Source organism: Streptomyces sp. NPDC001508, assembly GCF_040298665.1.
GTDB lineage: Bacteria > Actinomycetota > Actinomycetes > Streptomycetales > Streptomycetaceae > Streptomyces.
In genome coordinates this window covers 1-1,090 of the sequence record NZ_JBEPAP010000177.1, presented here as the reverse complement: position 1 = coordinate 1,090, position 1,090 = coordinate 1, and the positions used below count along the sequence as shown (strand labels likewise).

The window sequence follows — 1,090 nt, the reverse complement described above, 5'->3', positions numbered from 1 at the left end:
GGGTGGGGTCATGGCTCCCACGCTATGAGCGGGCCGGGTGAGGCGGATCGGCCGCAGGTCCCGAAGGAGAGTCCCCCTCAGGTTGTAGGGGTGGGCTCAAGCCTTCGTCACTGGTCCCGCCACCAAACGTTTCGGCGAGAAGCAGGCCATTATCGCCGGCATGGCGGCCCCACGGGTGCGCATGATCGTGCTCCTGTCGTTGAGGACCCGGCTAGGCTGGCGGGGTTGCCTTACTGGTTAGCAGAATGAATCACCGATACGCGAGCGAACGTGAAGCGACTGCTGCTGCAAAACGTCTGCGACCTGAGCAACAACATGAATGGTCTTCGGTTTCCGTGTTTCGTAAAGTCTGGAAACGCGGAAGTCAGCGCCCTGCACCATTATGTTCCGGATCTGCATCGCAGGATGCTGCTGGCTACCCTGTGGAACACCTACATCTGTATTAACGAAGCGCTGGCATTGACCCTGAGTGATTTTTCTCTGGTCCCGCCGCATCCATACCGCCAGTTGTTTACCCTCACAACGTTCCAGTAACCGGGCATGTTCATCATCAGTAACCCGTATCGTGAGCATCCTCTCTCGTTTCATCGGTATCATTACCCCCATGAACAGAAATCCCCCTTACACGGAGGCATCAGTGACCAAACAGGAAAAAACCGCCCTTAACATGGCCCGCTTTATCAGAAGCCAGACATTAACGCTTCTGGAGAAACTCAACGAGCTGGACGCGGATGAACAGGCAGACATCTGTGAATCGCTTCACGACCACGCTGATGAGCTTTACCGCAGCTGCCTCGCGCGTTTCGGTGATGACGGTGAAAACCTCTGACACATGCAGCTCCCGGAGACGGTCACAGCTTGTCTGTAAGCGGATGCCGGGAGCAGACAAGCCCGTCAGGGCGCGTCAGCGGGTGTTGGCGGGTGTCGGGGCGCAGCCATGACCCAGTCACGTAGCGATAGCGGAGTGTATACTGGCTTAACTATGCGGCATCAGAGCAGATTGTACTGAGAGTGCACCATTGCGGTGTGAAATACCGCACAGATGCGTAAGGAGAAAATACCGCATCAGGCGCTCTTCCGCTTCCTCGCT

General features: G+C 56.8%; 2 protein-coding genes. Both read left to right on the top strand.

Translation table 11 applies throughout. The features are described from left to right. The first annotated feature begins 270 nt into the window (after positions 1-270). Entirely contained in the window at positions 271-534 is a 264-nt protein-coding gene (locus ABT245_RS46390; RefSeq protein ID WP_003660253.1) for a site-specific integrase, read from the top strand. Positions 535-565: 31 nt separating this feature from the next. Then, entirely contained in the window at positions 566-829 is a 264-nt protein-coding gene (locus ABT245_RS45950) for a Rop family plasmid primer RNA-binding protein (protein ID WP_012537716.1), read from the top strand. Positions 830-1,090 lie beyond the last annotated feature (261 nt).